The organism is Nocardiopsis lambiniae, from assembly GCF_031845465.1.
Lineage (GTDB): Bacteria > Actinomycetota > Actinomycetes > Streptosporangiales > Streptosporangiaceae > Nocardiopsis > Nocardiopsis lambiniae.
This window is the reverse complement of sequence record NZ_JAVREP010000007.1, coordinates 188,018-204,580: the sequence shown is the minus strand read 5'-3', so window position 1 is coordinate 204,580 and position 16,563 is coordinate 188,018. Positions and strand designations below refer to the sequence as shown.

13 protein-coding genes are annotated in these 16,563 nt (G+C 72.8%); 10 read left to right on the top strand and 3 right to left on the bottom strand.

Annotated elements, in window-relative coordinates; genetic code table 11:
- Nucleotides 1-33: 33 nt before the first annotated feature.
- Together RM479_RS13095 and RM479_RS13090 are read right to left on the bottom strand one after the other, a co-directional pair.
- A complete protein-coding gene (locus RM479_RS13095) occupies nt 34-1,065 on the bottom strand; it encodes a LacI family DNA-binding transcriptional regulator (protein ID WP_311511999.1) in 1,032 nt (343 codons plus the stop codon).
- 1,034 nt (nt 1,066-2,099) lie between these two features.
- A complete protein-coding gene (locus RM479_RS13090) occupies nt 2,100-4,892 on the bottom strand; it encodes a tetratricopeptide repeat protein (RefSeq protein ID WP_311511998.1) in 2,793 nt (930 codons plus the stop codon).
- A gap of 333 nt (nt 4,893-5,225) precedes the next feature.
- On the opposite strand from RM479_RS13090, the gene cas6 reads away from it, so the two are divergent.
- From cas6 to RM479_RS13050, 8 genes are read left to right on the top strand one after another with little or no spacing between them, the layout of a single operon-like run.
- Complete coding sequence (cas6, locus tag RM479_RS13085; RefSeq protein ID WP_311511997.1) at nt 5,226-6,014, top strand: CRISPR system precrRNA processing endoribonuclease RAMP protein Cas6; 789 nt, start codon at nt 5,226-5,228, stop codon at nt 6,012-6,014.
- Nucleotides 6,011-7,753 carry a type III-B CRISPR-associated protein Cas10/Cmr2 gene (cas10, locus tag RM479_RS13080; RefSeq protein ID WP_311511996.1) on the top strand — a complete coding sequence of 581 codons (1,743 nt, stop codon included), beginning with the start codon at nt 6,011-6,013 and terminating at the stop codon, nt 7,751-7,753. The genes cas6 and cas10 overlap by 4 nt, the downstream gene beginning before the upstream one ends.
- Nucleotides 7,747-8,928, top strand: a complete 1,182-nt coding sequence (locus RM479_RS13075) for a type III-B CRISPR module-associated Cmr3 family protein (protein WP_311511995.1) — start codon at nt 7,747-7,749, stop codon at nt 8,926-8,928. The genes cas10 and RM479_RS13075 overlap by 7 nt, the downstream gene beginning before the upstream one ends.
- Nucleotides 8,919-9,860, top strand: a complete 942-nt coding sequence (gene cmr4 / locus RM479_RS13070; protein WP_311511994.1) for a type III-B CRISPR module RAMP protein Cmr4 — start codon at nt 8,919-8,921, stop codon at nt 9,858-9,860. The genes RM479_RS13075 and cmr4 overlap by 10 nt, the downstream gene beginning before the upstream one ends.
- Nucleotides 9,860-10,300 carry a type III-B CRISPR module-associated protein Cmr5 gene (cmr5, locus tag RM479_RS13065; protein WP_311511993.1) on the top strand — a complete coding sequence of 147 codons (441 nt, stop codon included), beginning with the start codon at nt 9,860-9,862 and terminating at the stop codon, nt 10,298-10,300. Before cmr4 ends, cmr5 begins: the two co-directional genes overlap by 1 nt.
- The gene (gene cmr6 / locus RM479_RS13060; RefSeq protein WP_311511992.1) at nt 10,297-11,397 is read left to right on the top strand and encodes a type III-B CRISPR module RAMP protein Cmr6; all 1,101 of its coding nucleotides are present in this window, start codon (nt 10,297-10,299) and stop codon (nt 11,395-11,397) included. The genes cmr5 and cmr6 overlap by 4 nt, the downstream gene beginning before the upstream one ends.
- A 48-nt stretch (nt 11,398-11,445) precedes the next feature.
- The gene (gene cmr1, locus RM479_RS13055; protein ID WP_311511991.1) at nt 11,446-12,696 is read left to right on the top strand and encodes a type III-B CRISPR module RAMP protein Cmr1; all 1,251 of its coding nucleotides are present in this window, start codon (nt 11,446-11,448) and stop codon (nt 12,694-12,696) included.
- A 60-nt stretch (nt 12,697-12,756) separates the two neighbouring features.
- Nucleotides 12,757-13,494 (top strand): SDR family NAD(P)-dependent oxidoreductase, encoded by a 738-nt coding sequence (locus RM479_RS13050; RefSeq protein ID WP_311511990.1) that lies wholly within the window; start codon nt 12,757-12,759, stop codon nt 13,492-13,494.
- A 255-nt stretch (nt 13,495-13,749) separates the two neighbouring features.
- Here RM479_RS13050 and RM479_RS13045 read toward each other — a convergent pair whose 3' ends face one another.
- Nucleotides 13,750-13,968 (bottom strand): EF-hand domain-containing protein, encoded by a 219-nt coding sequence (locus RM479_RS13045; protein ID WP_311511989.1) that lies wholly within the window; start codon nt 13,966-13,968, stop codon nt 13,750-13,752.
- A gap of 225 nt (nt 13,969-14,193) precedes the next feature.
- Here RM479_RS13045 and RM479_RS13040 point away from each other — a divergent pair, with 225 nt between their 5' ends.
- Nucleotides 14,194-15,927 carry a hypothetical protein gene (locus RM479_RS13040; protein WP_311511988.1) on the top strand — a complete coding sequence of 578 codons (1,734 nt, stop codon included), beginning with the start codon at nt 14,194-14,196 and terminating at the stop codon, nt 15,925-15,927.
- A 231-nt stretch (nt 15,928-16,158) separates the two neighbouring features.
- Nucleotides 16,159-16,335, top strand: coding sequence for a hypothetical protein (locus RM479_RS13035; protein WP_274812741.1), 177 nt, complete (start codon nt 16,159-16,161; stop codon nt 16,333-16,335).
- The last annotated feature ends 228 nt before the right edge of the window (nt 16,336-16,563 follow it).

Here is a 16,563-nt window from a genome sequence, read left to right as displayed (position 1 = left end):
GGGGAACACGCCCGGGGTCACCGGCCCCGCCCGTCACGCGGGCGGGGCCACCACGCTGTCCCGCTCCACGAGCGTGGGAACGATCGTCCTGCGGGTGGAGCCGGATCCGTCACCGGACATGCGGGACAGCAGGACGTCGAGCGTCTCGACGGCCACCGTGTCGAAGTCGGGGCGCACGGTCGTCAGCGGCGGGGTGAAGTACGCGGCCTCCGGAACGTCGTCGAACCCGACGATGCTCACCTCGTCGGGAACGGAACGACCGCGTTCGGACAGCGCCCGCAGCATCCCCAGCGCCAGGTGGTCGTTGGCCGCGAACACCGCCGTCACCTCGGGCATGCGGGCGAGCATCAGTCCGACGCGGTAGCCCGAGGCGGCGCTCCAGTCCGCCTGGCCGACCGGCGGCACCTCGGCCCCCGCCTCCTCCAGGGTCCGCCGCCACCCGCGCAGCCGGCCCGCCGCGTCGAACCAGTCCGAGGGGCCGGCCACGTGCCAGACGGTCCGGTGTCCCGCGTCCAGCAGGTGGCGGGTGGCCAGCGCGGCGCCGGCCTCCTGGTCCACCGTCACGAGGGCGGCGCTCCGTTCGGGGTCGCCGTCCACGGTGACCAGGGGGAGGTCGGCGGGGACCTCGGCCAGGGCCTCATCGGCCGCGGCCGTGGGTGCTATCACCACGATCCCGGCGGCCCGCTGCTCCCGATGGTGTTCGACGGCCTCGGCGATCGACCTGCGGTCCAGCACGCGGACCCTGCGGACGCTGACCACGAAGCCCTGTGCGGTCGCGGCGAGTTCGAAGGCGGCCAGCAGCGAGGTCGGGCCGAACAGCGTCGAGTTCTGCGCCACCACACCGATGATCTGTGACCTGCCGGTCGCCAGTGTGCGGGCCGCCCGGTTGGGCCGGTACCCCAGCTGCTCGATGGCCGCGCGCACGCGCAGCCGGGTCCGTTCGCGAACGTTGGGGTGCCCGTTGAGGACCCGGGAGACCGTCTGGTGGGACACGCCCGCGAGACGGGCGACATCGGTCATCGCCGGTTCGCGGGCCGCCCGCCCGGACGATGGGTCCTCCGCCATTCGCGCCTCCTCCGACTCGGCGTCACGGGCCCCCGGGCCGGACGGTCCAGGACCGCTCGCGACGGGCGGGGGCGATCGACGCGCGAGAACGGCCGATGCGGGGATCGTATCCGGTCCCGGCATCGGCTCACCTTGAATGAGCGTTAACATATCTCACTCCGCGATGCGGGTTCAATGCCCGATATCCCCTTTGCACGGCGATCCATGTCCGATTGTTAGCGCTCACGTGAACAGATCCCGTCGACGCCCGCCCGGTTGCGCGCGCCTCCGGGACCGCGTGAGGGCGGCGACGCGTCGGGGAGGCCGGGGCGGTGGTCCCCCGCGACGCGGCCGGGAACGGTGTCCCGGCGAGCGGTGTGACTTCTTCGGCCCCGCTCCCGTGGATGCGCGGCGTCGGCGTCCGTCGGAGGCGGCGGTCCGCCCCGACGGTCGGCGCCGAGAGGCCGCAGAAGCCGCCCGACTCCTGCCATCCGCCGCGATGACCTGCAAGGACGCGACCGCGAGAAAGGTACACCACTCCAGGAGGCATGGCCCGGCCGGGGACCCGCCCCCCGAGGTTCTGTGCGAACAGCGCCCGTGGCGGGAGGGGGTGGGCGAACGCCCGGAACGGGCCGCCCACGGCCCGGTCGATCGGCGCGCCGGGGCCCCACGGGTGGGCGCGGCGCCGAAGGGACGGGGAAGGGGCGCCCGTGGGGTCCGGGTCTGCCGAAGACCGGGCGTCCACCCTGTCGGACCGGCCGGAACGCGTCATCGCCGCCGTCGCGAAGGGCCTGCGGCGGGCCGTGAGGCGCGTCGGGGGCGCGTGAAGGCGCGGTCGGCGGAGCGACCCACGATCGGCCGGGGTGCCACGGGAAGCCGACGGATCGACGGTCGAAAGGGGGAACGAGCGAAAACCTGCGCCGACTTCCCGTGCGAGTCGAATGTACAGCGGGGAGTTATCGGCGAACAGCCCGATGACCTGCCGAATCCGAAGAGCCGACCAAGGTCCCGACACGGAGAAAACCTTCTGTTCCTCCCGAAATCAGGGGAATTCCTCAGTCCTCGACGACGTCGCCGAGGAGGCTCCGGAGTTCCACCGCCCGGGGGTCGCCCAGGCCGTCGAAGATCCTCCACGCCTCCCGGTGGTGATGACGCGCCTCGTTCGGTCGGTCGGCCGCGACCAAGGTATCCCCCAGGCCCTTGTGGGTGAAGGCGAGGCCGTAGGGGTCGATCCGCTCGCGTACGACCCTGGCCCGGTGGAAGGCGTCGATCGCCTCCTCGTGGCGTCCCGTCTTCGCGAGGATCAGTGCCAGGTTGTTCACGGCCCACGCGTGGCCGTGCTCATCACCCAGAACGTCGAAGAGGGAGACGGCTTCGCGCGTGCACCCCATCGCCTCGGAGAGGTCGCCCATGGCCGCGTGGATCCCACCGAGCAGGTTCGAGACCCTGGCCTGTCCATGCTCGGAGCCGAACCGGAGGAACAGCTCCCGCGCGTCCTTCGCCTCCCGCAGCGCCCGTTCGGGTTCCCCCGTCTCCCGGTACGTCTGCGCCAGATGCAGGCGTACCTCGGCCTCGCCTTCCTGCTCCCGTTCCCCCTGGAACAGTGCCAGCGCCTCATAGAAGTACCGCAGCGCCTCGGTGTGCGAGCCCCGCTCCCGGTACGCCACACCGAGCCCGTCGCACAGCCAGGCCTCGGCCGACGCTTCCCCCTGTTCGCGGGCCGCCGCCGCGCCCGTCTCCTGCATGCGGATCCACGTGGCCCAGGGCTTGCGGCCGAAGAAGTACGAGGAAGGGGCCAGCGCCAACCGCCACGCCAGTTCCCGTTCGCCCTCTCGGTGGGCGCTCTGCACGGCCGCGGCCAGGTTCTCCAGCTCCTCGTCGAACCAGGCCTCGGCCTCGGCGCGCTCCCGTTGTTCGACGCGACCGGAGAACCGGCGCGAGATGCGCGGCCTCCACGGGTCGATCACCGCGTCCCGGGCCTCGGCGCGCTCCAGGTACGCCAGGAGGATCCGACGCAGCTCGGCCTGACGTCCGGAAGGACCCATCTCCATCGCACGCTCCCCGGCGTACTCGTGCAGGAGGTCGTGGAACCGATGACGGTCCTTACCCGACCTCTCCAGGAGGTGCGATTCGCACAACCAGAGCAGTTCACCGTGATCGAGGTGGAGCATGGTGGCCGTCTCGGACGAGACCGTCGGGCCGGGGTGCAGTCCCAGTATCCGGAACACCCACTGCTGCCGGCTCGACAGGCCTCGGTAGGAGAGGGCGAACACCTCGCGGAGCGAGGACTTGCGATCCCGCGACGGCCCGAACAACCCGAGTCGTCCACGCCCGAGATCGTCGATGAAGTAATCCAGATCGTTCGGCGCGAAGGCACGGCCCCGGGCGCCGACGATGCACAGCGCGAGCGGGTGGAAGGCGCAGAGCTTCGCGATCCTACCCAAGTCGGGCAGGGGCAGCCGACCCCCGATGATCTTGCGCAGCAGGTCCACCGCGCTCTCCGGCGAGAGATCACCGATCCCGACCTCGTGCACACCCACGTCCATGCTCAGACCGGGCATGGTGTTCCGACAGGTCACCAGCACCGCGCAGGTGGACAGGTCGGGCAGCAGCGGGGACACCTGGTCGGAGTCGAGGGCGTTGTCCAGGACGATCAGGCAGCGCCGGCCGTACAGCTCCGACCGGTAACGCCGGGTCAGCCCGTCGAGATCCGTGGGAACGGATTCCGCGAGCCCCAGATCGCGGAGCAGGCCGCCGAGCACTTCGGCGGGATCGGCCGGCGGAGAGGACATGTCGAATCCGCGCAGGTCGATGTAGAGGACACCGTCCGGGAAACGGTCGCGCACCCGGTGGGCGTACCGGAGGGCCAGAGCGGTCTTCCCGGCCCCGGGGCCGCCGAGCACGAGGCCGACCTTCGCGTCGGCCCCGCCGGTGGGCATGATCGCGTCCAGCTCGGCGAGTTCCTCCTCCCGTCCGGTGAAATGCGCGGGGGCGGGCGGGAGTTGCTGCGGCAGGGGCGGTCGATCGCGTCGTCCGTGGATGTGGATCTGCCCTGCGGAACCGACCTGCACCACGGTGTCGGCCTCACCGGAGAAATCGTTGCGGGTGTCCCCCCGGACCGCCGGGGGCGGCTCCTCCGCGGGGACCGCGGGGGGTAGCGGGATGAACGTCTCCCACGAGGCGCTCGACGGGGTCCAGTCGAGTCCCAGGCCCATGGCGATCGCGGAGCATTCGATGGAGAGACCGCGGCGGCGCGCACCCTGCTCGATGAGGTGGCCGCCCAACTCGTCGAGCAGGGCCCGGGCGTCGCCGAGACCGGCCTGTTCGGCGGGGCCCGACACACGGGAATCCCTGAGGAGGCGTCGGATCTCCCGCAACGCGTTCATGGCGTCGTCGATCTCCGAACGCAGCTCGGCGTCCGTACGGAGCAGGTGGCGATCGGTACCGAGGTAGAGGGTGACGGTGCGCCGTTCCTCGCTGACCGCGACCACCGGGCGCCCGGTCTGTTCGGCCCAACTCGCGGCGATGAAGTGTCTGGTCCCGCCCGTGTCCGTACTACGGGTCGCCCTCGGCCCCAGGAACACGCCCTCTCGGGCGATCCTTTCGAGATCCGCGGACAGGATCGTGGCCCCGTCGTTCTGGGCGGCCCGGTGGATCTTCTCGGCCGTGACGGCCTCGTCGATCTCACGGCCTCCGTTGCCGAACAGTCTCTCGTGTTCCACGTCGCACCCGAGCACGACCATGGTGCCGCGACGGTTGGCGCGCACGAGTTCGAGGCCGTCCCGCAACGGCCGCCCGAAGGCGAGCGCGGCGCGCACCTCCGAGGGGGGTTCTGGATGGTCCGCCATTCCGCCTCCGGATCACGCCGTCACCGTTCAGCCGAATATTAGCGCCGGGGCGACCCGCGAATGACATTTCGCAAAAACCACAAAAAGTCAATTCAAGGCACGAAAAATGACACGAGAAAACTCAGGCCCCAAAAACCCCACACCCCGAGGTGAGGGGTCGCCCCACCGACGAGCCCCTTACCCCTCTTCCGCCCCCTCCGCCACCCCCGTGCCGTAAGTGGCCATGCATCCCCGTTCTCCCGGACACACCGTGGCGGGCGTTGCTATGTTGCTGTCACGGCGACGGCACCCGCAGCCGGAACACCCGCCCCTCGCGCCCGACCGGGAGGCCATGTGCCCACCCAGTGGACACTCACCCTCACACCCCCACCCTCGGAGCCCGTCTCCCCCCGCCACCTGCACGCACTCGCCTGCCGTCTCTTCGAGACGCCCGCCGACGACCACACGGCACAGGCCAAGCCCTTCACCGCCGCCCTCGTCGACCGACGCCTCGTCCTGAGCCACCTGGACGACCCCGCCGCCCCCGACGTTCCCGGCGAGGCCGACGGAACCGTGCGGTTGGGCACCGACGCCTTCCGACTCGACCCGATCGACCGCCGTGCAGAGCCGTACGAGCGGCTGACCGCCGTGGCGCCCGCCGTCAAGGCGCGGGTGGGTTTCGCCACCCCGACCTACGTCAACCGGTCCGGGCGCCAGCTCCCCCTGCCCGACCCCGAACTCCTCATGGGCGGGCTGGCCCGCCGATGGGCGGCCTTCAGCCCGCTGCCGCTCCCGCCCGAGTCGGTCGCCGAGGCGCTGGAGTCGGTCCATCTGGCCCGTCACGACATCCGCACCCGGGTGGTGGGCGAGGGATCGGCGCAGCGGGTCGGGTTCGTCGGCGACGCCGTCTTCGGCATGGCCGGTCACCCCTCCCCCGGGGCCCGACGGGTCTTCGCGACCCTGTGGTCGTTCGCGGCCTTCGCCGGGATCGGCGCGCAGACCACCCACGGCCTCGGGCACGTGCGCGTCCACCTCCACCGACGGACCGGCACCGACGGGAGCGGAGCGACGGCCGAGAACACCGACCACTCCGGCACCACGCGCACCACCGACCGCAGCCGCACATGGAACGGAGCCAGATGAGCGGACACGATCCGCGCGACCTGGTCGTCATCGCCCTCTCCGGGGTGCAGACCTACATCACCGAGTCGCGCACCACCGCCGACGCGGCCAACGCCAGCGACATCATGGCCCGTTTGGGCACCTCGGCCGCCGAAGGGTTGGAGAACAACGACGGGGTCGAACTCGTGATCCCCACGCGGGCCGACCCCTCGGCGGCGTCGAGCAGGATCGTGGCCCTGGTCCCCCCGGGGTCGGGGGCCGAACTCGCCCACAGGGCCGCGGAGAACGTGCGAGCGCTGGTACGGGAGCGGCTCACGGAGTTGTTCGCATCCGAACGCGACGTCCCCGGTTTCCCCGAGGTCCTGTGGACCGTCGTCCCGGCCGAGGCGGGCGACTACGCCGAACGGTGGGAGATCTCACGGTCGGCGTTGGAGGCGCGCAAGGTTCTGCGGGCCTTCGATTACCCCGAGCGCCGTGGGACACGGCCCTGCGCCGTCTCACCGCGCTGGCCCTCCGAGCGGCACCCGCCTGCCCGCGTGCCCGAGCACGAACGGGGCGGCGAACTGTCCGCTGCGGTCTGGCTCAAACGCCGCTGGCACCGGCTGCCCTCCGTCGGCGGACGAGGGTTCCCCTCCACCGCCTCGATCGCCTCGACGCCCTTCCGCGCCCGGGTCCTGGAACGGTGGGACTCCCCCGGCGTGCGCGAGCTGGTCACCGGGTTGGAGGACGCCGCCCGGGCCGTGATGGGCCGTGAACGCTCCCGTTTCCTCGAAGGCGCCGTCCCCGCCCTGAACCCCACGGACACCGACGAGTGGGACGACCCCCTCAAGAAGTGGTTCGTCCGGGGCGCGGGCTGGTGGGTCACCCCGGAGACCTGGAACGTCGACACCCTCTCCCGGGAGTACGGGACCGAGGCCCGGCCGGTGGACCCCGACGCGGTGGCCCGCGGGCTCGACACCACCAGGGCACTGGTGGACCTGGTCGAATCCGAGGCCAACCCCTACTACGCCGTGCTCACTGCCGACCTCGACGGTCTGGGCGACCACCTGTCCTCCCCGCCCGTCACCGCTGAACGCCATCGGGCCGTCTCCCTGCGTCTGGAGGAGGTCTCCGAGGAACACCGCCGACGGATCAAGGAGGAGCACTCCGGCGTCACCGTCTACTCCGGCGGGGACGACCTGCTGGCCTTCCTCCCCGCCGCCACGGCCCTGGAGACCGCCCGGTCCTGCCGCGAGGCCGTGGCGGGCGACCCCACCACCCTCAGCTGCGCGGTGGTCTTCGCCCACCAGGGCTCGCCCCTGCACACGGTCATCTCCCGGGCCCGTGAGCTGTTGGCCGAGGCCAAGAACGTGCCGGGCAAGAACGCCGTCGCGGTCGGCTACATCACCGGTTCGGGAGCCCGTTCGCACACCGTGCGACCGTGGTCCTCCGCATCGGTGGGCGATGCCCTGGGAGCCCTGCGGACCTTCGAACCACGGTCGGGCCGCCCGGTCCCCCGCACCGCCACCGACGGCGCCCTGTCCCCTCGGTTGATCGGCGATCTGCACGGCGAACGCACGGCCCTGGCCGAACTGGCCCGAGCCGATGAGAAGACCTACGAGGCGGAGGTGACACGGTTGATCCTGCGGCACGGCGGCACCGGGGAACAGGCCCGGAACCTGCTCGCCATGGGAGCGTCCGAACACGCGGAGGGCTCCCCGGCCCCGGTGCCCCTGGCCGCGGCCCGGGTCGCCGTCTTCCTCCGGAGCCGGGCATGGTGAGCCGGGTCCCGCGACCACCGAAGGGGCCTGACACCGCCGACGCGGCCACGCGCGTGTGGTTCGCCCTGCGACCGCGCGACGCCGTGCAGGTCAGGGACGGACGTACCTTCATCGCCGGGGCGGGCGGCGGGGCGCGCACCCGGCGTCCGTGGCCGAGCACCGTCGCGGGAGCACTGGGCGCGGCCTTCAAGGCCGCCGCCTCCGGAGGGAAGCCGGAACCCCGCACGGTACGGGGCCCCTTCCTCGGCCGGTGGGACTCCGGGGAACGGCGATGGCACCTGGCCTTCCCGGTCCCCGCCGACGTGGTCCCCGCCAAGAGGACGCCGCGGTCCCACGACCGGTGGACGCGCCTGCGCCCGCGGAGTGTCCCGGCCCGCACCGATCTGGGGCGCGACGAATCGCTCTGGCTGCACGCCAACGACGCCGGTAAGAGGGACGACCGGAACGAGCGGGACCTGTGGTGGGGGGACGACTCCATGCGGGACTACCTGCACCACGGAACGATCGGCTCCGACATCCGCGCGGACCTGCTGACGGTGGAGCGGCGCACGGGCATCGCCCGACAGGGGCGCACCGTCAAGCACGCCCACCTGTACACCTCGGATTTCCTGCGGTTGCGCGAGGAACCCGACGAGGGCTGGGAGTTTCTGGCCCTGTGCGAACTCGACCCCGATCTGGCCCCGCCGCCCCCGGGGCCGGTGCGTCTGGGCGGAGAGGGACGGCTGGCCGACCTGCGGGTGTGCGAGGAGCACGAGGGGATCGCGTTGCCGAAGCCGCCCGGCCGCTTCCCCGAAGGCAAGGTGCTGGTGTATCTCGCCACCCCCGCGATCTGGCGACGGCCCGCCCGAGACGGCGGCTGGAACGACACCTGGTCGCCGCCCCTGCCCGAGAACGCGCGCCTCGTCACCGCGGCGATCCCCGGGCCCGAGCACGTGGCCGGTGTGACCCCCGAGAGCGACGGCACCTTCACGAACGCCTGGTTGCGGTGGGCGGTGCCCGCGGGCTCGGTGTACCTGCTGCGGTTCACCGGCCCCGACCCGGAGGGCGCCGCGCAGGACTGGGCCGCCCGGGCGCACGGGCGGGCCTGGGGAGAGGAAGCAGACAACCCCGACCGTGACGGCCGGCGGTTGGCCACGGCCGGATTCGGCCTGATCCTGACGGGAACGTGGACGTGAAAGACCTCCTGCTGTTCTTCTACACCGAATCGCCCCTGCACGCCGGGGCCTCCGACAGCGAGGGCATCATCGACCTGCCCATCCAGCGTGAGGCGCACACCCGCTATCCCACGGTGTACGGGCAGAGCCTCAAGGGCGCGCTGCGACAGGCCGCCGAGGAGCACACCGAGTGGACCACCGCGGACGTGCACGCGGTGTTCGGCTCCCCGGTCGGCGGTCGCGGTGGCACCACTGCGGGACTGCTGTCGGTCGGCGACGCCCAACTGGTGGCCCTGCCGATCCCGACCCTGCGCAGGACCTTCGCCTGGGTGACCTCCGTGATCGCGCTGGGCCGCCTGTCCCGCAAGTACCGGGCGGTGGGCCTCACGGAACACCCCGTGCCCCCCGCCGAACCCGAAGGGGTCATCGCCATCGGTCACGGTTGGACCGGTGACCAGGCGCTCGGGCCCTTGGTGCTGCCCGTGGACGGAGCGGTGGAGGGCGCCGCGGAGGACGGACGGAACCGGCTGGTGGCCGACTGGGCCGCGCGGATCGCCGCGGACGCCTTCGCCCCCGAGCCCGCCTTCGCGCCCTTCTCCCGGAAGTTCGGCGAGGACCTGCTGCTGGTCGACGCCACCGCGATGGCGACGCTGGTGGAAGAGGGCACCGAGGTGAGCGTGCGCGTCCAACTGAACAGCGGAAAGACCGTCGAGAACGGCCCCTTCCACAGCGAGTACCTCCCCGCGGAGACCGTCCTGGCCTCGGTCCTGACCCTGCGGGGGAGGTCCGACGGCGCTCCGCCGGACCCCGATCACCTGCGGCTGCTCCGCTCGCTCCTGCACGGTCCCGGGACGGTCCTGCACCGGCTGGGCGGGGACGAGACCCTCGGCAAGGGACTGGTGTGGACCCGTCTGGTCGACACGGGGTCCGGCACGGGCGAAGGGACCGGTTGATGTCCCGGATCGATCAGAACATGGCCGTCACCGCGGCCGGCCTGCTCCCCGACGTCGTCGGGGACAACGCGCGGGAACTGCGCTCCCGATTCCGGCACCTGCCCGTACAGCTGCACACCAGCGGCCTGGCGGCCACGTACGCCTTCCTCGCGGCCCGCTCCCACTCGGCCTCCTCCGATCGGCTGACCGGTGCCTACCGGGACGTCGCGAAGCAGATCCGCGTTCACCTGGCCGACAAGGGCATGGTGCCGGCCGGGCTCGGGACCGCCGTCGGACCCGAGGCGCACCGGGCGATGCTCTCCGCGCTGGGGGAGATGGACGCGCAGTCCTACGCGCGTGCGAGCCGAGAGGTGAGCGTCCTGTTCTCCTGGTTGCGCAGGTTGGCCGATGCCGTGTACACGCAGGTCAAGACGGAGACACCCGACGAGGAGGAGCGATGACCGGCCAGGGGCCCGGGGCCGGGAGGGGCGGCGGGTTCTCTCCGAAGGACTTCGCGAAGAAGGCGGCGGTGCGGGCGGATGGACCCGCCGGCACCGGCACGCCCGCCGCACCGGGGCGGGGGCGCGACGGCGCCCCTCCCCGGGAACCACGGCGGAAAGCCGCTCCGGGCCCGGCCCGGGACACCACGATGCCCGTGGCCTGCGCGGGGCCGCTGCGATCCCTCCTCCAGGTCGAGTGGGACACCCCCGCCCATACGGCACCGACACTGATCGGTCCCGGGGCGGTCCCCGACGCCAACGCCCTCATCGTCCTGCGGCGGACCGCGTTCGTTCCCGACGGTCCCGCCGAGGTGGAGCTGCCCCAACAGGCGGGCACCGCCCTGCTCCGGTGGGCGCAGGAGCACGACCTCGGGCAGGTGGGACCTCGGGTGGCGCAGGTCGCGCGACGGCGCGAGTTCGCCCTCGAACGGCTCGCGGACGGCGGCGCGCACGTGATCCGCGTCCTCATGGAACCCGAATGGCGGGTCGCGGTCGGTCTGGGCGAGCGGTCCAACGCCCACGAACTGGGCATCTCCCTGCACGGCACCTACGGTTGGCCGATCATCCCCGGTTCGGGGCTCAAGGGCGCGGCGGCGGCGTACGCCTGGTCCGAGGTCGAGGGGTCGGCGGCGGACGTGGAGGCCTTCACCCGGGTGTTCGGCACCCCGTTGCCGTCCCACCGCGTCGGAGGTCGGGAACGCCACGGGTCGGAGACCGGTTCCCGGGGCCGGGTCCGGTTCCTGGACGCCTTCGCCTCGGGCGGACCGGTGACGGTGTCGGTCGACGTCCTGACCCCGCACGTCAAGCCGTACTACGACACCACCGTCACGGGACGTCCGGGCGAGGCTGCCGAGCCTCCGGCGGAACACCACCAGCCCGTCCCGGTCAACTTCCTGACGGTGTCGGGGGGCACCTTCGCCACCGCTGTGGTCGGGGACGACGAGGGGACCACCGCGCTCGCCGCGCGCTGGCTGACCGAGGCCGTGGCCGATCTGGGCGTGGGCGCCAAGACCGGTGCCGGCTACGGCTACATGAACGCGTGGGAGGGATCCGCGTGACCGCTCCCCACCTACACGCCCACCGGCGCGCCGAGGAGAGGTGATCTCATGTGGAGCACACTCACGCTCCGGACCATGACCCCGGTGTTCAACTCCGACGGGGACCCGGCACGGGCGGAGATCCGGGTGCCGTCACTGCGCGGCGGCATGCGCTTCTGGATGCGCGCCATGACCGGGATCCTGGCGGGCGACGATCTGTCCGCGCTCCGGGCCATCGAGGATCGGGTCCTCGGATCCACCGGCAACGCGTCGCCGATCCGGTTGCGCGTCCGGGCCCAACCGGCCCGGACGCTCGACGAGGATCCCGACTTCCTGTCCTGGCGCGGCCGGGCGGAACCGGGACGGCGGTGGGGGCACGAACAACCGGGACAGTGGATCGGTTACCTCCTGGGCCCCGGGCTGGTGTCCTGGTCCAAGGACAAGCGCAGGATGGTGCTGAACCGGGCGTTCGTTCCGGCCGGGGAGGAGTTCGCGCTCTCGGTGCGCCTGGTGGGCGACGACGAGGACGCCCACCGCTGTGCCCTGGCCGCCCTGTGGCTGAGCCTCACGTACGGGGGCATCGGGGCCAGGACCCGGCGCGGGTTCGGCTCCGTACGGATCGTGGGCGTCGAAGGCCCCGCGGCCGGGTTCGGCCCGCCGTCGCCGGAGACCCCGGGGCTGGAGCACTACGCGAGCGCCCGGAGCCTGTGGCCCAGCGGCCCCGCGGCGGCGGCGATGCCCGCCCTCCTGCGGATCGCCGGAGAACTGGGGCTCAAGGGCGCCCATGTGTGGAAGCGGACCCCCGATCATCCGGTCCTGTCCAAGGAGCACACCCTGGCCGGCATGCACGGGGATCCCGCGTGGACGTCGTGGGAGGAGGCACTGACCGCGGCGGGTCGGGAACTGCGGTACTTCCGCGCCGAGACCGAGCACCGCGACCAGAACAAGTACCGGCCGCCCATCAAGACCTTCGGCTGGGAGGAGGTCGTGCACGGTCCCGGGAACGAACTTCCCATGGCCGCGATGGGACTGCCCCTGGTGTACGACAAGAAGTTCGAGGTGCACGCCGTCGCCGGGGACGAGAAACTGCGCAGGGCCTCACCGTTGTGGATCCGGCCGGTCACCGATGGTCGGACTTGGCGGTTGTTCTCCTTCGGGTTCCTGAACCGGTTCCTTCCGGAGGACCGGGTCGAGGTGCACCTGTGGCGCGACCGACGCCGGGACAAGGTGTTGAAGGTGACCGATGCCGACGCGCACGCTCTGGTGCGGGAGTGGGTCGCCCACCTCACGGCGGGCGGGAGCTTCGTCCGGGACGTGTGACCGGACCGGGGCCCGTTCGGTACCCTCCCAGGGTCGCCGCACCCGTGGGAGGGTCCCCTCATGAGTCGTAACGTGCTGGTCACCGGTGCCTCCCGGGGCATCGGCCGGGCGGTCGCCGCCGCCTTCGCCGCGTCGGGGGACCGGGTCGCCGTGCACTACGGCACGCGCCGCGCGGAGGCGGAGGACACCCTGGCCGCGCTGCCGGGTGAGGGGCACGTCCTCGTCGGGGCCGATCTGCGCGACCCGGAGGCGGTGGCGTCCCTGGTCGAGCGGGCGGTCGACGGGCTGGGCGGGGTGGACGTGCTGGTGAACAACGCCGCCGTCAACGTCGCGCACCCCCTCGCCGACACCTCCTACGAGGAGTGGCGCGCGGCCTGGCGCGAGACCATGGACGTCAACGTGTTCGGCGCGGCGAACGTCTCCTACCTCGTGGCCCGGCACATGATCGACCGGGGTGTGCGGGGCCGCATCGTCAACATCGGCTCGCGCGGCGCCTACAAGGGCGAGCCCGACCACCCGGCCTACGGGGCGGCCAAGGCGGCCCTGCACTCCCTCGGCCAGTCGTTGGCCGTGGCGCTGGCCCCGCACGGCATCGCGGTCGCCTCGGTGGCGCCCGGGTTCGTGGCCACCGAGCGCGTCGCCGACCGCCTCTCCGACGCGGTCCTCGCCCAGAGTCCGTTCGGCCGCGTGGCCACGCCCGAGGAGGTGGCCTCGGCGGTGCACCACCTGGCCTCGCCCGGGGCCGTGTGGTCCTCCGGCGCCGTCCTGGACCTGAACGGCGCCTCCCACCTGCGCTGATGAGGAGATTCCCGGCCCGTCCGGCCCGGCGCAGCAGGTCGGCGAGCCGTTCGCGGAGGTGCTCGACGTTTCGGTGGTCGACCTCGCGCTCCCACCGATCAGCGCACGTCCGGGTACCGGCCGTTCGGACGGTGCCGTCGACGCGCCGGGGCATCCCGGACCGGAGCACCCGACGCCGTTCACACGGCGGGTGAGCCCTCGTACGGGACCGCCGTCATCGAGGGCCGGGCGCTCCCCCTTCAGGACGCCGCGGGTTCACTCCCCCTGGTCGGACATGTAGGCCGCGAACTCCTCCAGGGTGATCAGTCCGTCGCCGTCCTGGTCCATGGCCTCGATCGCCTGCCGGGCCTGTGCCTCGGTGCAGGGGTCTCCCATGCGGTGTATCAGGTCGGCGTACTCCTGGGCGGAGATGAGCCCGTCACTGTCGGCGTCGACGAACCCGAAGGACGCCGCGTAGTCGGAGGTCGAGGCCATGTGTCACGCTCCAGGTCGTGTGGGGCGGGGGTACGGGCCGGGCCAGGATACCGGCCCGCCGACGGGCGCCCGGACGTCGACGGCACCCTCCCGTCGATGGCCTCCGGATAACGGGAGGGCGCACCACCTGCGACTTTCCGGGCATAGGTGACGGGTATCGGCGTTCCCCGGGCGGGAAGGGCCCGTTTTCCCTAGGCTCGCTCGGAAACATCCCGAGGAGCATCGATGTCCAAGCCGGCGGAGCACACCCTCCCCCGTGATCCCTATCGCAACCTGGTCCTTCTGGCCCTCCTCACGCTCTCCGGTCGTCCGCCCGCCCACGAACTCCTCCCATGGGCGCACCGGTTGGTGTCCGGGGCCCTGCCCTGGGGCCGGCGCAACCCCCGCGCGCACGAGTACCCGCGGGTGCGCCGCCGAGTGCTGCGGCGCGCGTTGCGCGGGCGCCGACCGCTCACGCGCGGCCACGCCGGGCTGCGGGTCTCCCCCGTGGAGGGCCCCGGCCACCTCGAACGGGCGCTGGAGCCCCTGGCCGGGCTGGACCCGGCGGCGCGCGCCGGGTACGCGCTGCTGCGCGTGGAGGCGCTGTCCCCCGAGGAGGCCGCCGGGCTGCTGCGTTCGGCCGGTGTGACCGATCCCGAGGGCGCGCTCGACCGCGCGACCGCCGTCCCCGAGGCCCCGCGTCCGCCCGATCCCACGGTGGTGCGGGTCAGCGGACGCGGCGCGCCTCCCACCCGGAGCGCGCTGGCGGTGGTCGGGGCGGGTCTGCTCGCCGTGGCGGTGGGCACCCTGGGGCTGACCACCGTGGAGTCGAGTGCGATGCGATCGGACCGGCCCGCCCCTTGGTCCCCGGGGGCGACGACCGTCGCCGAGGAGGTCTGGCGGGAGAACTTCCGGTTGGACCTGAACGCCTGGCACGCCAGGGGCGACGCCGTGGCCGACGAGGGACTCGTGGACGCGGCCCTGGCCGCCTGGCGCGACCGCGGGATCCCGCCGCGTGATCCGCGGTTGATCTTCTCCGGGCGGGTGGACGGGCGCGACGTGGTGGTGCTGCACGACACCCCCTGGACCGCCCGGTACATCCGCGACGGTGACGACACCGAGTTGGAGGTGTTCCCCGCACCCGTCAACGGCGTGGCGAACTGGCCGGCGGTACGGCTGTCCGTCTCGGCCGACGGGGTGCGCTACCTGTTGCCGCCGTGGGTGACCGAGGCGGCGACAGCCTCCCTGGCCGCGCCGGAGGACGGGTGGGTCGAGGTGGGGTGGGACGACCACGGGGTGACCGAACCCCTGCCCGCCGACGGGCACTGCGGGACCGGCCCGGTGCTGCGGCTGCGCGCCCCGGACGTGGCGCACGGACAGCCGTACACGGTGTTGGACCTGGGCGGTTCGGCCACCGCCCACCTGGGGTACATGCCCCCGCCGCCCGCCGAGATCCGCAGACTGGGTCCGCACGAGGTGCTGGACCCCGAGAACGGTTTCGCCCTGTGGGGCGAGGTGGCATGCGCGGGCGGTCCGCCGCGCGAAGCGGTGATCACGGCGACGGCGTGGGAGTTCGCCGTGCAGGAACTGCCCGGCGGGGGTTCGGGCCGATGGGTGTGTCTGCGCTACGGCACCCACGACGGGGGCGGACTGGCACGGGCGGTGCTGGTGGCGACCACCGGGGAGGGCACCGAGACGATCGTCGCCGGGGAGCGCTCGGGAGGCTGGGAGTGCAGCAACCTGGACCGGCAGGTGGTGGCGGGGACCTGGTGGCGGGATCCCGACGGCGGATGGCACTACCTGGCCGCGGCCTCGCGCGAAGTGGCCGGGATCCGGGTGTCGGGCGGCGTCGACGAGGACGGCGACGGCCCCGTGCTGGCGGTGGCCGGTCCCGAACGCGGTGACGGCCCGCCCGCCGCACCGGTGACGGTGAGCGCGGTCGACGTCCGCGGTGACGAGATGACCTCTCTCACCGGCTGACGCCCGGACCCGAAAGCCCGCACCTTGGCCGGATCCGGACACGCCGGAGAACCCGGACACGGCGTGTACGGTCGGTGCCCGGGTGATATCACTGGGGTTGTCGGCCCGTCCGGACGGGAACCGCGTCGCCGTGCGCATTCGACCGCGACGGCCCCGGGCCGTAGTGAGGGTTGAACGATGTCGATCTGGTCTCGTGGAGACCGAAGGGGAAGGGTCGAGGAGGCCCTTCTCATGTTGAAGGGGCAGGGCATCATCGACGGCCTGGAGATCCTGGCCGCCGAGGAGCACAAGCCCTACCGGGTGTTGTTGCCCGCCGGCCTGGTCCACATGGACGAGGACGAGGCGTCGATGTTCGCCCTGGGAGCCGTCGTGGCCGCCTTCGGCGACGTCGCCCGCCGTCGGGGCTGACACCCCCGCCCCGGCCGCCCGCGCCCCGAACGGCCGTCGACGACGGCCCGGGGCGTGAGGGACCGTGTCCGGGAGCCGGACCCGGTCGGGGACCCGGTGCTCCCCGGGGTCGGTCCGACGTTCACGGGCGGCCGGACTCGCATCCGGCGGCCCCCCCGGGGCCGGTGCGGAGCAGGGCAGCGTCGCGCGGCCCGTCGGCCCCTCGCCCTGATCACGGTGCCGCGCCCC